The organism is Methylobacterium sp. SyP6R (genome assembly GCF_019216885.1).
Lineage (GTDB): Bacteria > Pseudomonadota > Alphaproteobacteria > Rhizobiales > Beijerinckiaceae > Methylobacterium.
Genome location: NZ_JAAQRC020000001.1, coordinates 5,142,364 through 5,158,495, shown reverse-complemented (window position 1 = coordinate 5,158,495; position 16,132 = coordinate 5,142,364). Strand labels below are relative to the sequence as shown.

The 16,132-nt window shown below is 70.0% G+C and carries 17 protein-coding genes; 5 read left to right on the top strand and 12 right to left on the bottom strand.

Annotation, left to right across the window (positions count from 1 at the left end; translation table 11 throughout):
• Positions 1-100: 100 nt before the first annotated feature.
• The 4 genes from HBB12_RS23685 (at position 101) to pssA (ending at position 6,107) form a co-directional block, all read left to right on the top strand.
• Complete coding sequence (locus HBB12_RS23685) at positions 101-2,041, top strand: ABCB family ABC transporter ATP-binding protein/permease (protein ID WP_236991607.1); 1,941 nt, start codon at positions 101-103, stop codon at positions 2,039-2,041.
• Positions 2,042-2,208: 167 nt separating this feature from the next.
• Entirely contained in the window at positions 2,209-4,455 is a 2,247-nt protein-coding gene (locus tag HBB12_RS23680; RefSeq protein ID WP_236991606.1) for a fused MFS/spermidine synthase, read from the top strand.
• An 85-nt stretch (positions 4,456-4,540) separates the two neighbouring features.
• Entirely contained in the window at positions 4,541-5,254 is a 714-nt protein-coding gene (locus HBB12_RS23675; RefSeq protein WP_236991605.1) for a phosphatidylserine decarboxylase, read from the top strand.
• 16 nt (positions 5,255-5,270) lie between these two features.
• Positions 5,271-6,107, top strand: a complete 837-nt coding sequence (gene pssA / locus HBB12_RS23670; RefSeq protein WP_236991604.1) for a CDP-diacylglycerol--serine O-phosphatidyltransferase — start codon at positions 5,271-5,273, stop codon at positions 6,105-6,107.
• A 269-nt stretch (positions 6,108-6,376) separates the two neighbouring features.
• On the opposite strand, the gene tam is transcribed toward pssA, so the two are convergent.
• Complete coding sequence (gene tam / locus HBB12_RS23665) at positions 6,377-7,150, bottom strand: trans-aconitate 2-methyltransferase (RefSeq protein ID WP_236991603.1); 774 nt, start codon at positions 7,148-7,150, stop codon at positions 6,377-6,379.
• A 121-nt stretch (positions 7,151-7,271) separates the two neighbouring features.
• Between tam and mscL the strand changes: the two genes are divergently transcribed.
• Positions 7,272-7,682, top strand: a complete 411-nt coding sequence (gene mscL, locus HBB12_RS23660; protein WP_236991602.1) for a large conductance mechanosensitive channel protein MscL — start codon at positions 7,272-7,274, stop codon at positions 7,680-7,682.
• 3 nt (positions 7,683-7,685) lie between these two features.
• Here mscL and HBB12_RS23655 read toward each other — a convergent pair whose 3' ends face one another.
• The 11 genes from HBB12_RS23655 to HBB12_RS23605 form a co-directional block, all read right to left on the bottom strand.
• A complete protein-coding gene (locus tag HBB12_RS23655) occupies positions 7,686-7,940 on the bottom strand; it encodes a hypothetical protein (protein WP_236991601.1) in 255 nt (84 codons plus the stop codon).
• 209 nt (positions 7,941-8,149) lie between these two features.
• Complete coding sequence (locus HBB12_RS23650) at positions 8,150-8,557, bottom strand: DUF1236 domain-containing protein (RefSeq protein ID WP_236991600.1); 408 nt, start codon at positions 8,555-8,557, stop codon at positions 8,150-8,152.
• A gap of 141 nt (positions 8,558-8,698) precedes the next feature.
• Positions 8,699-9,451, bottom strand: coding sequence for a sigma-70 family RNA polymerase sigma factor (locus HBB12_RS23645; protein WP_236991599.1), 753 nt, complete (start codon positions 9,449-9,451; stop codon positions 8,699-8,701).
• Between the two features lie 155 nt (positions 9,452-9,606).
• Positions 9,607-10,398 (bottom strand): class II glutamine amidotransferase, encoded by a 792-nt coding sequence (locus HBB12_RS23640; RefSeq protein WP_236991598.1) that lies wholly within the window; start codon positions 10,396-10,398, stop codon positions 9,607-9,609.
• Positions 10,399-10,443: 45 nt separating this feature from the next.
• Positions 10,444-10,743, bottom strand: coding sequence for a cytochrome C oxidase subunit IV family protein (locus HBB12_RS23635; protein ID WP_236991597.1), 300 nt, complete (start codon positions 10,741-10,743; stop codon positions 10,444-10,446).
• Between the two features lie 11 nt (positions 10,744-10,754).
• Positions 10,755-11,417, bottom strand: a complete 663-nt coding sequence (locus HBB12_RS23630) for a cytochrome c oxidase subunit 3 (RefSeq protein WP_236991596.1) — start codon at positions 11,415-11,417, stop codon at positions 10,755-10,757.
• Positions 11,414-13,090, bottom strand: a complete 1,677-nt coding sequence (locus HBB12_RS23625) for a cytochrome c oxidase subunit I (protein WP_236991595.1) — start codon at positions 13,088-13,090, stop codon at positions 11,414-11,416. Before HBB12_RS23625 ends, HBB12_RS23630 begins: the two co-directional genes overlap by 4 nt.
• Before the next feature lie 10 nt (positions 13,091-13,100).
• Positions 13,101-14,069 (bottom strand): cytochrome c oxidase subunit II, encoded by a 969-nt coding sequence (coxB, locus tag HBB12_RS23620; RefSeq protein ID WP_236991594.1) that lies wholly within the window; start codon positions 14,067-14,069, stop codon positions 13,101-13,103.
• On the bottom strand, positions 14,066-14,575 hold the full coding sequence (locus HBB12_RS23615; RefSeq protein WP_236991593.1) for a hypothetical protein: 510 nt from the start codon (positions 14,573-14,575) through the stop codon (positions 14,066-14,068). Before HBB12_RS23615 ends, coxB begins: the two co-directional genes overlap by 4 nt.
• Positions 14,572-15,630 (bottom strand): hypothetical protein, encoded by a 1,059-nt coding sequence (locus HBB12_RS23610; protein ID WP_236991592.1) that lies wholly within the window; start codon positions 15,628-15,630, stop codon positions 14,572-14,574. Before HBB12_RS23610 ends, HBB12_RS23615 begins: the two co-directional genes overlap by 4 nt.
• Positions 15,627-16,118 (bottom strand): c-type cytochrome, encoded by a 492-nt coding sequence (locus HBB12_RS23605; protein ID WP_236992871.1) that lies wholly within the window; start codon positions 16,116-16,118, stop codon positions 15,627-15,629. The genes HBB12_RS23610 and HBB12_RS23605 overlap by 4 nt, the downstream gene beginning before the upstream one ends.
• Positions 16,119-16,132 lie beyond the last annotated feature (14 nt).

The following is a 16,132-nucleotide window of genomic DNA, read 5'->3' as shown; positions in this document are numbered from 1 at the left end:
GCGGGTGCGTCCCGCCGCAGGTCCGGGCCGCGTCGGGCGCGCTGTCTCCCCGTCGCGTCCTGGCCTATATGCGGCGCCGATCCCGTCCGGAACCGGTTCCTTGTCCACTACCCAGACTCCCCCGGCCGAGCCCGAGCGGCCCGGCCTCGTCGCGACCTACCGCCGCCTGTGGCCCTATCTCTGGCCCCACGGCCGGCCCGACCTGCAGCGCCGCGTCTTCACCGCCTTCGGGCTGCTGCTCGTCGCCAAGGTGGTCACCCTGGCGATGCCGTTCACCTTCAAATGGGCGACCGACGCCCTGGTGGCGGTGGTGGGGGGCAAGGACGGGCCCGTCCCGACCGGGATCTGGGCCGCGCCGGCCCTGATGATCCTGCTCTACGGCGCCACCCGGATCGCCATGGCGCTGCTGACGCAGGTGCGCGACGGGCTGTTCGCCAAGGTGGCGATGCACGCGGTGCGGCGCCTGGCGCTCCAGACCTTCCGGCACATGCACCAATTGTCCCTGCGCTTCCACCTGGAGCGCAAGACCGGCGGCCTGACCCGGGTGCTGGAGCGCGGCCGCAACGGCATCGAGGAATTGTCGCGCCTGATGGTGCTGACGCTGGTGCCGACCATCGTCGAGTTCCTGCTGGTGCTCGGCACGCTCGCCTACGAGTTCAGCCTGTCCTATTCACTGGTCGTGCTGGTGATGGTGGCGGCCTATCTCGGCTACACCTACAAGGCCACGGAGTGGCGCATCGCCATCCGCCGGCGGATGAACGATTCCGACACCGAGGCCAACACCAAGGCGGTCGATTCGCTGCTCAACTACGAGACGGTGAAGTACTTCGGCGCGGAGATCCGCGAGACCGCCCGCTACGACCAGTCGATGGCCCGCTACGAGAAGGCCTCGACGCAGACCTACGTCTCCCTCGCCGTGCTGAATGCCGGCCAGGCGGTGATTTTCACGATCGGCATGAGCGTGGTGATGTGGCTGGCCGCCCGCGACATCATGGCCGGGCGGGCGACGATCGGCGGCTTCGTGCTGGTCAACACCATGCTGGTGCAGCTCTCGATGCCGCTCAACTTCATGGGCATGATCTACCGCGAGATCAAGCAGGCCCTGATCGACATCGACGACATGTTCAAGATCCTGCACCGCAACCCGGAGATCGCCGACCGGCCGGGCGCGCAGCCGCTCGCGATCGGCGAGGCGGTGGTGCGGTTCGAGGACGTGCATTTCGCCTACGTGCCGGAGCGGCCGATCCTGCGCGGCATCAGCTTCACGGTGCCGGCAGGCCGCACCGTCGCGATCGTCGGCCCCTCGGGCGCCGGCAAGTCGACCCTGTCGCGCCTGCTGTTCCGGTTCTACGAGCCGCAAGCCGGCCGCATCACGATCGACGGGCAGGACATCGCGTCGGTGCAGCAGGATTCCCTGCGCGCCGCGATCGGGATGGTGCCGCAGGATACCGTGCTGTTCAACGACACGATCGGCTACAACATCCGCTATGGCCGCTGGGAGGCGAGCGAGGAGGAGGTGAGGGAGGCAGCGACGCTCGCCCAGATCGACCGGTTCATCGCCGCCCTGCCGGAGGGCTACGACACCCCGGTGGGCGAGCGCGGCCTGAAGCTCTCGGGCGGCGAGAAGCAGCGCGTCGCCATCGCCCGCACCATCCTGAAAGGGCCGCCGATCCTGGTTCTCGACGAGGCGACCTCGGCGCTCGATTCCTTCACCGAGCGCGAGATCCAGGACGCCCTCGACCGGGTGAGCCGCGGCCGCACCACGCTCGTCATCGCCCACCGCCTCTCGACGGTGGTCGGCGCCGATGAGATCATCGTCCTCGACCAGGGCCGCATCGCCGAGCGCGGCACCCATCTGTCGCTTCTGGACCAGGGCGGCACCTATGCGGCGATGTGGAACCGCCAGCGCGAGGCGGAGGCCGCCCGCGAGGCCTTGAAGCGGGCGGAAGCGGAGGAGGGCGCGAGCCTGCGCACCCATCTGGAGCCGGGGGAGATTCCGGGGCCGGTGGCGAAGGCGCCGGAGCCGGCCTCGGTGTCGTGAGGCGCGGCGGGCCGCGTGACCCGGACCGAGATGCGTGATTGCGACGGCCCGTGCGAGAGCGGGGAGAGATGAAACCCGCGCCCGATCCCGTCTCCCGATCGCTCTCCCACACGGCATCTTAAATCGCGGGCGGCTATGACGGGACCCGCCGCCGCCGGACCGATCCCATGCCGACCACCACGCTCCGCACGGCCCCCCGCCTCGGCCCGGCCCTCGCCCGCGCGCAGGTCCCGGCCGCCGCCGCGGCCTTGCTCCTGTCGGCGTTCCTGCTGTTCTCGGTCCAGCCGATGTTCACCAAGATGGTGCTGCCGCGCCTCGGGGGCAGCTCCGCGACGTGGTCGGTCGCCCTGGTGGTGTTCCAGGCCCTGCTGCTCGGCGGCTACCTCTATGCCCATCTGCTGGCCCGGCGGCTCGGCATCCGGGCAGCGCTCGCCCTGCATCTCGGGCTGATGCTGGTCGCGGGGCTCGCCCTGCCCATCGGCCTGCCGGCGGGCTTCGGCCCTCCGCCGGTGGAGAACCAGGCGCTCTCGCTCGTCGGGCTGTTCGCGACCGCGGTCGGGCTGCCGTTCTTCGCCCTCTCGGCGAACGGCCCGCTGCTCCAGGCGTGGCTCGCCCGATCTGGCCATTCGCGGGCCCGCGATCCGTATTTCCTCTACGCCGCCTCCAACATCGGCTCCTTCGCCGCCCTCGTCGCCTATCCGGTCCTGATCGAGCCGGTGCTGCCGCTGCGGGCCCAGGCCGAGGCCTGGTGCGGCGGGTTCGTGCTGCTGGGCCTCCTCGTCCTGGCATCGGGCCTGGCCTCGAGCGCGGGCGCGGCGGGCGCGGACGAGGCGCGGGTCGCATCGGCCTCGGCGGCGCCCGGCTGGCGCCGGCGCGGCGCCTGGATCGGCCTCGCCCTGGTGCCCTCGGCGCTCCTGGTCTCGGTCACCGCCCACATCTCGACCGACATCGCGGCGACGCCCCTGCTGTGGGTGGTCCCGCTCGCGCTCTTCCTCCTCACCTTCGCGATCGCGTTCCGGGAAGGGACGGCCCTGCCCGGCCGCAGGCTGCTGCGCCTCCAGGTCTGGGGGACGGCGCTGGCGCTGGCGAGCTTCGCGATCGGGTTCGGGCTCTGGGGCGGGCTCGCGCTCCATCTCGGCCTGTTCTTCGTCAGCGCCCTGATCGCCCACGCCACGCTCTACCATGTGCGGCCGGCGCCCGACCGGCTGACCGAGTTCTACGTCTGCGTCTCCCTCGGCGGGGTGCTGGGCGGCATCGCCTGCGGGCTCGTCGCGCCGCTCGTGGTCTCGCGGGTGGTCGAGTACCCGGTGCTGCTCGTCGCCGCCCTAGCCTGCCGGCCCGGCTTCTTCTCCGGCAGCGCGCGCGCCTGGCTCGCCGAGGCGGGGCCCAGCGCGCTGGCGGGCGCGGGCGCGGCGGCCATCATGGTCCTGGCCGGAACGCTCCTGGGGGCGGCCGCCATGCCGCAGCTCCTCGTGCTGGCGGGCGCGGGCCTGCTGGCGGCGAGCTGGCGCGACCCGCACCGCGTCGCCGTGGCCGGCCTGCTCGCCGTCTCCGCCTGCCTGGCGATGATGCAGGCGGAGGCCGCGGTGAGCCTGCGCTCGTTCTTCGGCATCCATCGGATCGTCGAGACGCCGGACGGGCCGATGCGCCTGCTCATGCACGGCACCACCGTGCACGGGGCGATGCGGCTCGCGAAACCCGACGGCTCCCCGGAGCCCCTGGTCTACTACACGCCGGAAGGACCCCTCGGCACGGCGATCCGGGAGGTCCGCGCGGCGCGGGGCGGCTCCCTCGGCCGGGTCGCGGTGGTCGGGCTCGGCACCGGCAGCCTCGCCTGCCACCGGGCCGGGGACGAGGCCTGGCGCTTCTACGAGATCGACCCGGTCGTGGCCCGCATCGCCCGCGATCCGAAGAAATTCCGCTTCCTCGCGGCCTGCGGTCCCGACATGCCGGTGGTGCTGGGCGATGCCCGCCTGACCCTCGCCGAAGCGCCGGGCGGGCTCGGCGCCCTCGTCGTCGACGCCTTCTCGTCCGACGCGATCCCGGCCCACCTCCTCACCCGCGAGGCCCTGGCCCTCTACCTCGCCAAGCTCGCGCCGGACGGCGTGCTGGCGATGCACATCACCAACCGCCACCTCGATCTCGGCCGCATCCTGGCCCGGGTCGGGGCGGAGTTCGGCCTGTCGACCCACGTCGCCCGCGAATCGTTCCCCTTCGATCCGGTGCGGTTCCGCGCCGCGAGCACGGTCGCGGTGCTCGCCCGCGATCCCGCCCATCTCGGCGCGCTCGCGACCGATCCGGCCTGGGAGCGGATCGCCCCGGACCTGGCGCGGCGTCCCTGGACCGACGATTTCTCCAACATTCTCCAGGCGATGGCCGACAAGCGGGCCCTCCCGCGTCGATCGGATGATTGACGTGGCGCCACGCGCCTGCCATCCGCGGGCGCTGGACCGGCCGCGCGCGGCCGGCACAAGGCCCGAGGACCGACCCCGAGGACTCATGACCGACCTGTTCGAGACGATCCGCCGCGTGCTGGTGCCGATCCACAAGGAGGGCTACCCCTTCATCGCGATCGGCATCGTGCTGACGGTGCTCGCCGGCACCTTCGTGCAGTTCCTCGGCTGGATCTTCCTGCTGCTGACGCTGTGGGTCTGCTACTTCTTCCGCGACCCCGAGCGGGTCGTGCCGGTCGGCGACGGCCTGATCGTCTCGCCGGCCGACGGGCGGGTGAACCTGATCAGCACCGTGCTGCCGCCCTCCGAACTCGACCTGCCCTCGGTGCCGATGCTGCGCATCTCGGTGTTCATGAACGTGTTCGACTGCCACGTGAACCGGGTGCCGGTCACCGGCCGGATCGACCAGGTCCACTACACCCCGGGCCTCTTCCTCAATGCCGAGCTCGACAAGGCGAGCGAGGACAACGAGCGCAACGGCCTCGTGATCGAGACCCGGCAGGACGGCGAGCCGGTGCGGATCGGCGTGGTGCAGATCGCCGGCCTCGTGGCGCGGCGCATCGTCGACTGGGTCAAGCCCGGCGACGACCTCACCGTCGGCGACCGCTTCGGCCTGATCCGCTTCGGCTCGCGGGTCGACGTCTACCTGCCGGCGGGCACGCGGGTGCTGGTCGGCCTCGGCCAGAAGGCGGTGGCCGGCGAGACCGTGCTCGCCGACCTGCGCGGGACCGGCCCGGTGCGGCAGTTCCGCCGCACCTGACCGGGGAGGCCTCACCATGGACGATCTCTTCCCGCCCTTCGCGCCGGAACCGAACGAGCCCAAACCCCGCCGGTTCAAGCCGGTGCCGGTGCGGATGATCATCCCCAACATGATCACCCTGATGGCGGTCTGCCTCGGGCTGACCGCCGTGCGCTTCGGCTTCGAGGGCAAGTTCGAGCCGGCGGTGATCGCCATCATCGCCGCCGCGGTGCTCGACGGCGTCGACGGGCGGGTGGCGCGCCTGCTCAAGGGCACCTCGCGCTTCGGCGCCGAGCTCGATTCGCTGGCCGATTTCGTCAATTTCGGCTGCGCCCCGGCGCTGATCCTCTACACCTTCGTGCTGCACAACCTGAAGTCGGTCGGCTGGATCGTCGCCTTGATCTTCGCCATCGCGATGGCCCTGCGGCTCGCCCGCTTCAACGTGATGCTGGACGATCCCAACCGGCCGGAATGGAAGAAGGACTTCTTCGTCGGCATGCCGGCCCCGGCCGGCGCGCTGACGGTGATGCTGCCGCTCTACCTGCACTTCCTCGGCTTCGAGATGTCGCCGGCCCTGGCCCCGGTGGCGCTGATCTACATGCTGGTGATCGCCCTGATGGTGATCTCCACCGTGCCGACCTTCTCGGGCAAGACCGTCGGCAAGCGCGTGCCGCGGGAATACGTGCTGCCGATCTTCGTCGTGACGGTGGCGGCGTTCGGGCTCCTGATCAGCTTCCCGTTCGAGATCCTGGCGCTGCTCAGCCTCGGCTATCTCTGCGCGATCCCGATCGGCGCCGCCCAGTACCGGCGCAAGCTCAAGGCCGAGGTACTGCAGGCCCCCTCGGCCCCGGGCGACGACGCGTCGGCGGCCTGAGCGCTCGACCGGTTGGACAAGGAAAGACTCGTAGGCACTCTCTCCATCCAATCGACGACCTCATCCTGAGGTGCTGGCGATCGAAGCTCGCATTCGACCGTAGGAAGCCTCGAAGGAGGGCTCCAGAAGCCTCTGTGCTCTCTGGAGGCCCTCCGTCGAGGTCAGTCGATCTTCGATCGCGTGCGATCTCCGATCGCCGACACCTCAGGATGAGGGTGTGGGTGGGATCGGAAGAGCGATCGGATCGACCGGGCTGTGATGACCGTCGCTCACACCCGCCGCGCCACGATGAACAGCCGCGGGAACGGCAGCAGCACCCGCCCGTCCTCCTGCATCGGATAGGCCCGGCGCAAGGCATCCTCGTAGCGGGCGAGATAGGCCGCCTGGGTCCCCGGATCGAGCGGCGCCAGGAACGGCCGCAAGCCGGTGGAGCGCACCCACTCGACGATGCCGCGGTGCCCTTGCAGCGGGTGGACGTAGGTGGTGCGCCACAAATCGACGGTGCAGCCCGCCCGCACCAGCCAAGTGTCGTAATCCTGGAACGTCCCGAGCGGGGTGCGGGCGCCCGCGGCACCGGCCAGGGCCTCGCGAAACGGCGCCTCCTCCGCCACCTCGCGCATCAGCCGGTGCGACGGCTCGTCGAGATTGTCCGGCACCTGCACGGCGAGGCAGCCGCCCGGCGCCAGGAAGCCGGCGAGGCGCGGCAGCAGGGCGGCGTGGTCCGGCAGCCATTGCAGTACGGCATTGGCGAAGATCAGGTCGGGGGCTGTGTCCGGCTCCCAGGCGGCGAGGTCGGCCTCGACGAAGGTGACGGCGGGCAGCGTCCGGCGCGCCTCCTCCAGCATGGCGGGGGAGGAATCGAGCCCGGTGATCCGGGCTTCGGGAAAGCGCGCGGCGAGCAGCGCGGTGCTGTTGCCCGGCCCGCAGCCGAGATCGACCGCCCGGGCGGGCGCTTCGAGCGGCACCCGGGCCAGCAGGTCGGCGGCCGGCCGCGTGCGCTCGTCGGCGAATTTCAGGTACTGGCCCGCATCCCAATCCGCCATCGGACGACTCCCCGTCGCGCGTCTCCGCCCCAGCTTAACCGAACGGGTGCGGCCCGCGCGACGTCGGCCTGCGCGGGGCAGAATTGCCCGCACGGAAAGCCCCTCCGCGGAGATTCAAGGCATGATCGAGGAATTCAAGAAATTCGCCCTGCGCGGCAACGTGGTCGATCTGGCGATCGGCGTGGTGATCGGCGCGGCCTTCGGCGCCATCGTCACCTCGCTGGTGCAGGACGTGATCATGCCGACGGTCGGCGCGATCACCGGCGGGCTCGACTTCTCGAACTACTATCTGCCGCTGTCCTCGAAGGTGCAGAGCGGGCTGGCCTATGCCGAGGCCAAGAAGCAGGGCGCGGTGCTCGGCTACGGCCAGTTCGTCACCGTGGCGCTCAACTTCCTGATCGTCGCCTTCGTGCTGTTCCTGGTGATCCGCGGCATGAACCAGCTGGTGCGGCGCGAGGAGGTGAAGAAGGACGATCCGGCCGACGTGAAGCTGCTGACCGAGATCCGCGACCTGCTGGCGGCGCGGCGGTGACGCTCACCGTTTCGCCGGCAACTCGCGCAGGATGTCGTTGAGCGCATCCTCCACCGCCTCGCGGCCGGTGTCGTGGGCCTTTAGGCGGCCTTCGAGGCGGCGCAGCTGCGGGGTGAATTCCGGCGGCAGGCTCGGATCGCCGAGATAGTCCGGCTTCTCGGCCTCGGCATTGTAGGCCGAGCGGAGCTGCTGCCCGAGGTGCTCGCGCACCGGCTGCGGCAGCGCGGCGTCGTGGTTCCCGTGCGGGTCGGAAGGCATTGGGATTCGTCTCGTCGAGTGTCCGTGGCGCAGGTGTCAATCCGCCTGCCCCGATCATCAACAAGAACGACGATCAAGCCGGATTTGTTGCAGGTTCCGACGCAACGGCCGACACGATTTCACGCGACCGGACAGCAAAAAGCCCCGGTGCGAGACCGGGGCTTCCTGTACGCCAGGTTTGCGCCGCCCGAAGGCGGCGCCCGTAACGGTTAGTCGATCACCTGCACGATGCGGCGGGTGCCCGGATCGACCAGCACGACGCGGTCGTTGACCACGGTGTAGCGGCGGCCGCGGATGCCGTAATCGGACGGGACCTCGTAGTAGCTCACGCCCGAAGAGGGCAGCACGGTGCCGACGGCGACATCGCCGTCCCAGTCGTAGGAGCGGTGCTGGCGCACGGCGTAGGAGCGGAAGCGCGGGCGATCGTCGACGCCGAGCAGGCCGCCGACCGCGCCCGTCGCGGCGCCGACCGCACCACCGACGATCGCGCCGACCGGGCCGGCCGCCGCCGCACCGTCCTCGGCGCCGCGCTGGGCGCCGGGCAGCAGGCCCTGGGCCTGGGCGGCCATCGGCAGGGTCAGGGCAAGGGCAGCGGCAGCCAGGAGGGTCTTCTTCATCGGGTCGATCTCCGTTTCGTCCAGTCTACCCCGGTCGAGCGGGGCAGCTCTTCGGGGGGAGTAACGTCGCCCCCGGCGAAACGGTTCAATCGTTCGGCCGAAAAAATCGTCCCGAACCCCGCAGGAGTACTCCGGGCCGGATCAGGCGTCTTTCGGCATCGCCGACTGGATCAGCCGATCGGTGCCGAGATCTTCCTCGTCGTAGCCCAGCAATTCCGCCAGCCGGCCGCGGGCGCGGCTGACGCGGCTCTTCACCGTGCCGACCTTGCAGCCCATGATCGCCGCCGCCTCCTCGTAGGAGACGCCCTCGGCGCCGACGAGCACCAGGGCCTCGCGCTGGTCCGGCGGCAGCTTGGCGAGCGCGCTCTGCAGGTCCTCGACGTCGAGCCGGTCGCCCTGGTGCGGCGCGGTGGCCAGCCGCGCGGCGTAGGAGCCGTCCTGGTCCTCGACCTCGCGCACCCGCTTGCGGTGATCGGAGTAGAAGATGTTGCGCAGGATCGTGAACAGCCAGGCATTCAGGTTGGTGCCGGCCTGGAACCGGGCCCGGTGCTGCCAGCCCTTCAGGAGGGTGTCCTGCACCAGGTCGTCGGCCCGGGCCGGGTTGCTGGTGAGCGACAGCGCGAAGGCGCGCAAGGACGGCACCGCCTGCAGCAGCCCGTCGCGGAATTCCGGCAGGACGATCTCACCCTGCGCCTTGAGCGCCGCTTCGAGGCGCGCGATGAGGTCGGCGAACCGGTTGTCCGGATCGGCCTCGCCCAGGGCCTCGTAGGTGGCCCGGAGCTCGGTGCCGAGATGCGACCGGATGCTGGCCGACAGCCCGGGGCGGTCCTCCGCCGGCGAAGTCCGGGTCGACGGGTCGTTGGCCGACTGATTCGGGACGATGTCTCGCGTCATGGCTCTCGCGTCTGCCTGTCATTCAGGAAGATGGGCCCGGGGGCCGCGACCGGAAAGGGAGAGCTTAGCGAGAAACCGGCCGGAACCGATAGGGGCGGCAAGACACGAATATCGTCACGAACATCGTCACGACCATCGTCACCACCGGCGCAGGCTCAGCCCCCGGCGCCGGCCGCATTCTCGTCCCCGTCCGGCACGCCGAGGCGGAAGGCCAGCACCTCGCCGGGGGCGAGGTCGGTCCAGTTCTCGTCGCGGGTCAGCGGCCGGGTCGCCACCACGGTCACGATGTCGTCGGGCGTGGTCTCCTGCGCGAAATCCACCCGCCAATCCTCGTCGATCAGCGTGGCGGTGCCGAACGGCGCCCGCCGGGTCAGGGTGCAGAGGCGCTTGCCGCAATGGGCATAGAGGGTGCGGCTGTCGGAGAGCAGCATGTTGAACACCCCGAGCCCGTGCAACTCGGCGCAGAGCTCCCGCACCGCCCCGTCGAGGCGGGTGGGCTTCGGCAGGCTGCCCCAGCGTTCCTCGAGCCTGCCCAGCATCCAGCAGAAGGCGTGCTCGCTGTCGGTGGTGCCGACGGGCTTGAAGCGGCCGAGCGTCAGGCGCTTCACGCCCTTCAACTGGCCGTTATGCGCGAAGGTGAAGGTGCGGCCCCACAATTCGCGGCTGAACGGATGGGTGTTCTCGAGCGACACCCGGCCGCGATTGGCCCGGCGGACATGGGCGATCACGATCCGGCTCTTGATCGGGTATTGCCGCAAGAGCCGGGCGATCTCCGAGCGGGCGCTCGGCTCCGGGTCGTGGAAGCTGCGGCTCCCACGGCCTTCGTAGAACGAGATGCCCCAGCCGTCCTGATGCGGCCCGGTCTCGCCCCCGCGGCGCGCCAGGCCCGCGAAGCTGAAGCGGATATCGGTCGGGACGTTGGCGCTCATGCCGAGCAATTCGCACATGGCGACGGTTATAGGGCCCGATCGGTGAGCGGGGAGTGAACGGGCTTACCCTCGGGAGAGGTAATCAACCAGCGTCATCGTGAACAGGATCCCGACCCAGAAGAAGCCGATGCCGGCAAACAGCTTCACCAGCGGCGGCTCGTGGCGGACCTCCATCGAGAACATGAGGATCGTCACCACCATGGCGCTCGCCACCAGAAGCTCGACGATCCAGACATGCGGGAAGGGGAGGGTGGCGCCCAATCCCACGTTGATCCCGAGCATCGTCAGGAGCGCGCCCGCCGTCAGGACCGGCTCGCGCATGTGCCGCCAGAGGATGCGGCGCTCGTCGCTCGTGCCGAACATGGGCGCGCCTCCTACCGGTTGACCACGTAGAGGATCGGGAAGGCGAGGATCCAGATCAGGTCGATGAAGTGCCAGTAGAGCCCGAAGATCTCGATCCGGTTCTGATGCACGCTCAGGAAGCCCGGCCGGCTCGCCTGCCGGGTCATCACCAGCAGGATGGTGATGCCGGTCATCAGGTGGAGGCCGTGCAGCGAGGTCGCGACGTAGTAGAGGTTCACGAACAGCCGCGAGGGCGGTGAATCCTTCAGTTCGTAGGGCCGGTCGGACAGGAACGGCATCATGTGCTCGTGGTAATCGGCGTAGTACTCGTAGCCCTTGAGCACGAGGAACAGCGTGCCGAGCGCCGCGGTCGCGAGCATGAACCGCACCATGCCGCGCTGCCAGCCGAGCCGCGAGAGCTGGATCGCCCCCGACATGGTCAGGCTGGAGCCGATCAGCACCACGGTGTTGGTGGCGCCGATCCAGAACTTGAGATGGCGCGCCGCCGCCTGCACCGCCTCGGGGTGGAGGATGCGCAGGATCAGCGCGGTGAGGAACAGCCCGGCGAAGAGCAGGAGCTCGGTCAGCAGCCAGGCCCACATGCCGAGCACGGCGGCGCGCTTCTGCTGCTCGACGGTCGCGAAATGCGAGACGAGCTTGACGCCCACCGCGGTGTCGGTCGCGCCTGCGCTCACGAGTGCTGCCTCCCGGTCTCGCGGGCCTGGAGCGGGTAGTCGTAGGGCACCTTCGGGGCCACCGGCTCGGTGAGGAAGTTGTGGGCCGGGGGCGGCGAGGGCACGGTCCATTCCAGGCCCTTGGCGTCCCAAGGGTTGGCCGGCGCCCGCTTCCCGAACCAGATCGAGTAGACGAGATAGACCATCGGGAAGAGGTAGCCGACGGCCAGGATGGTCGATCCCGCCGAGGACAGGATGTTGAGGAATTGGAATTCCGGCGGATAGACGTGGTAGCGCCGCGGCATTCCGAGATAGCCGAGGATGAATTGCGGGAAGAAGGTGACGTTGAAGCCGATGAAGATCAGGAAGGCGGAGATCCGGCCCCAGGCCTCGATATACATCCGCCCGGTGATCTTCGGCCACCAGAAATGCAATCCGCCGAGGAACGCCAGCACCGTGCCGCCGACCATGATGTAGTGGAAATGCGCCACGACGAAGTAGGTGGCGTGGACATGCTGGTTGATGGCGAGCGTCGCCAGATAGAGACCCGTCAGGCCGCCGAGCACGAACAGCCCGATATAGCCCATGGCGTAGAGCATCGGCGTGTCGAGCTTGAGCGAGCCCTTGTGGATCGTCGCGGTCCAGTTGTAGACCTTGACCGCGGACGGCACCGCCACCGCGAAGCTGAGCACCGAGAACGCCACGCTGGCGAAATCGCTCTGCCCGTTGACGAACATGTGGTGGCCCCAGACGAAGAAGGTCACCGAGGCGAGCCCGATCGCCGCGTAGGCGACGAACTTGTAGCCGAACAGCTTCTTCTGGGCGAAGGCCGGGACGATCTCGGAGATCACCCCCATCCCCGGCAGGACCATGATGTAGACCGCCGGGTGCGAGTAGAACCAGAACAGGTGCTGGAACAGCACCGGATCGCCGCCATAGGCCGGATCGAACACCCCGATATGGAAGGCCCGCTCGGCGATGAGCAGGATCAGCGCCACGGTGATGACCGGGGTGGCGAGCAAAAAAATCAGGCTGGTGGCGTAGTGGGTCCAGACGAAGATCGGCAGCCGGAACCAGGTCATGCCCGGTGCCCGCATGGTGTGGATCGTCACCACGAAGTTGAGGCCGGTCAGGATCGACGAGAAGCCGACGATCGTGACGCCGATGAGGGCGGGCACCACCCAGGTGTTCGAGAAGGCGGTGGAGAGCGGGGTGTAGAAGGTCCAGCCGGTATCGACGCCCCCTAAGACCACGCTCGCCAGCGTGAACAGGGCGCCGGTCATGAACACGTACCAGGAGGCGAGGTTCAGCTTCGGGAAGGCGAGGTCCCGCGCCCCGATCATCAGCGGGATCAGGAAGTTGCCGAAGGTGGCGGGGATCGAGGGGATCAGGAAGAACCACACCATCACGACCCCGTGGATCGTGAACAGCTTGTTGTAGGTGTCGTTGGTGAAGACCTGCCCGTCGGGGACGACGAGGGCCAGGCGCACCAGCCCCGCCGTCACCGCGCCGATGACGAAGAAGGCGGTGATGCTGGCGAGATACAAAAGCGCGATGCGCTTGTGGTCGGTGGTGAAGAACCACGAGCGCAGGGTGTGCTCGGCATGGAGGTAATCGGCCCCGTGGCCGATGCGGGAATCCGGGGTGTGGGGGTCGCGCAGGGCCGGCCCGTCGGTGATGGTGCCGCTCGTCATCGAATGATGCTCATGGCTGGGCTTCCTGCTGGGCCGTCGCCCCCGTGCTCTTCAGGTACGAGACGAGACGGTCGAGGTCGTCGGGCGGGATCACGTTGCGGAAGGCCGGCATGACCTGCTTGTAGTCGGCGGCGAGCTTCTGCCGGTTCGGGTTGAGGATCTTGTCGCGGAGATACGTCTCGTCGGCGGTGACCGTGCGGCCGTCGGCGAGCCTGACCTCGCGCCCGTAGAGGCCGGCGAGCGACGGCGCCCGGACCTTGGCGCCGGGATCGTGGCATGCGCCGCAGCCATAGGATTCGTAGACGACGCGGCCGGCCCCGGCCTGGCCGCCCTGCTGGGCGCCGGCATTCTGGAGCCAGGCGGCGTAGTCGGCCTGGGTCATTAGGGTCAGCGTCCCGTCCATCTTCGAATGGTCGGTGCCGCAATATTCCGAGCAGTACAGCCGGTAGCTGCCGGTGCGGTCGGCCTTGAACCACAATTCGGTGTAGCGGTCGGGCAGGGTCGCCATCTGCATCCGCAGGGCCGGCAGGTAGAGGTTGTGGATCACGTCCTGGCTGATCATCCGGATCTTGATCGGCTGGCCGATCGGAAGGTGCAGGTCGTTGATCTCGGATTGCCCGGTCGGGTGCTGGAACTTCCACATCCATTGCCGGCCGATCGCCTCGACCACCATGGCATCGCCCGGCACCTGCTTCGAGATGAAGAACAGCCGGGCGCCCCAGACGAAGAAGATCAGGGTGAGCAGGAACGGGATCAGCATCCAGCTGATCTCGATCAGCACGCTGCGGACGTTGCCGTGGCTGCGGTCGGCCTCCTCGCCCTGGCGGTAGCGGATCGCAAACCAGGTGATGGCGACGAAGACCGGCACCGTGAGCAGCAGGGTCAGGACCGTGAAGGCGAGGATCAGCCAGTCGGTCTCGACCGCGGTGGCGGAGGCGGCGGCCGGCCAGAGCTGGAGCGCGAGGTCGGTCGGGTTCATCGAACGGGGGCTCCGCCGGCGGGCGGGACCGGATCGAGGGGGGACGGATCGAGGGATTTGCCGGCGATCAGCTGCATCGCCCGCGCGACCGGGATGCGGGCCCGCCCGTCGGGCAGGGCCGCGTAGGTGGTGAGCTGCGCCTTGTCCCGCGCCTCCTGGCGGGCGAGGTCCTCGTAGGGAGCCCCCTGGAGGTTCGGTGGCGGCGGCTGCACCTTGGCGGTCTGCTGCGGCGTCAGGGGCGGGGTAGCGCCGACATGCCAGACGCCGAACAGGTGCATCATCAGCCCGACCGCGCCGATCGCCAGGGCGACCGAGCCGGCGAGCCCCGCCACCACGACGGTGGTGCGGCGGACATCGACATCCTCCTCCTCGAACCCTTCCGGGTTGTGCGGGCCCTGATCGGGCTCGGGCGGCGCGGCGGGCTTCATGCCGGAGAGGCGCAGGATCCCCGCCGCCGCGACGGCCGAGAGCAGGGCGAAGGGGCCGGGCCGGGTGATGCCGCTCACGAGACCTGCCCCCGCAGGCGGCGATCGACCGGGCCGTAGAGGCCGCCGGCGACGCCCACCACCCCGACGAGCGCCAGCGCGTCGGCCCAGGTGAAGCGGAAGGCGCCGCGGAAGCCCGGCGTGACGAGCCAGAAGATCTCGGCGCCGTGGAGCAGCAGGATCAGCAGGGCGATGCCGGCGAGGAGCGCCGGGCGGCCGGCGGTCCGGCGCGGGATCAGGACCAGGACCGCCAGCACCATCACGCCGATCCCGGCCCAGACGCCGAGGCGGCCGAGCGCCCCGTCCCGGGCGAGGTACCAGCGCGCCTCGTCGGGGAGGTTCGCCGACCACACGGTGAGATACTGGCACGCATGGACGAAGCCCCAGATCGCCAGCAGCACCAGGATCGGGTCGGCGAAGGCGGCGGCGGTGCGCTGGTCGCGGCCGGGCCGGCCGGAGGAATCGCGTGCCGCGATCAGGGCCGCCGCCGAGAGGGCGAGCCCCGCCTGGATCGTCATCACCAGGAGGCCGAAGGCGGTCGAGGCCAGGCCCGGATCGGCCGATTGCACCCAATCCTCCGCCGCCAGCGTGCCGGTGATCGTGGTGAGGATCAGGCCGAGGATGGCGCGGCTCCGGCGCTTGTCCGCCGCGGGGCTTCCGGGCTCGGCGGCCGGGCGGCGGAAGGTGTTGGCGAGCCAGAGCCAGACCGCCAGATAGGCGAGGCTGCGCAGGATGAAGAGGAGCGGCGTGAACCAGACGGCCGCGAACGGCGTGCGCGGCGGCACGCCGCGGTCCCAGGGGTAGAGGCCGTTGAGGCTCAAGAGCACCGGCAGCAGCAGCAGGCCGGCGATGGGGAGGAGCCCGAGCAGGCGGCGTAACGACGCGGCCATGGGACCTGCGGCGAAGCCCGCGAGTTCGAGCCCCATCAGCAGCGGCAGCGCGCCGACCGGCAGGGCCACCAGCACCAGCCAGGCGGCGAGGTAGGACGGCATCACCGGGCTGCCGGTCGCACCGGCGAACGCGCAGGCCGCGAGCGCCGCGATGCCGAGGGCGAGGGAGATCGGGCGACGGTTCATCGTGTGCCCCCCGGGCTGGTCCGGCTCGCCGCCGCGAGAGCGGCCTGATCCTCCGCCGGCAGGCTCGCCGGCGTCGCGCCCTGGCTCAGTTGCAGGGCGCGGATATACGCCACGATCGCCCAGCGGTCGGCCGACGGCACCTGCGGCGCATAAGGCAGCATGGTGCCTTTGCCGTTCGTGATCACGTCATAAAAATGTCGGGCCGGGGCCGCGCGCAGACGGGCGTCGTCGAAGGCGGGCGGGCGGGGATAGCCGCGCTGCACGATCAGCCCGTCGCCGTGGCCGGCGCCGCCGTGGCAGGGGGTGCAGAACACGTCGTAGCGTTCCTGGCCCCGCGCCAGCAGGGCGGGCGTCGCGGCGGCCGGCTGGGGCACCGGCCGGTCCGGGCTGTTGCGCGGCACGGTGCCGGGCACCGGCTGGCGCATCGTCTGGTTCTGCGGGAAGAACGGGTTCGCGTCCCAGGTCCTGGATTTGGGCTGGCTCACCATGTCGGCCTGGTCGC